The following is a 320-nucleotide window of genomic DNA, read 5'->3' on the forward strand; positions in this document are numbered from 1 at the left end:
GTGGGAGATCCTCAAGCAGGAAGGTCTCGATCCGGCGCCCGAGCGGGCCTCCACCACCTGGGCCGACTTCCTGCGCTCGCAAGCCGATGCCCTGCTGGCTGCCGATTTCATCGAGACCATCACCTTGAACGGGCAGCGCCAGTACATCCTGGCCTTCATCGAGCACGCCACCAGGCGCGTCCGTGTGCTCGGCACCACCGCGCACCCGAGCGCGAGCTGGATCATCCAGGCGATCAGGAATCTCGTGATGGATCTGCACGATGCGGACTGCCGGCCGCGCTTTCTGATCCGAGATCGGGATGGGAAGTTCCCAGCCCTCA

Annotated in this window: 1 pseudogene; it reads left to right on the forward strand. The window is 65.0% G+C overall.

The features are described from left to right. A pseudogene (locus tag FAF44_RS53975) lies at positions 1 to 320 on the forward strand (hypothetical protein); the annotation flags it as partial.

It is taken from the genome of Nonomuraea sp. MG754425, assembly GCF_021699195.1.
Classification (GTDB): domain Bacteria; phylum Actinomycetota; class Actinomycetes; order Streptosporangiales; family Streptosporangiaceae; genus Nonomuraea.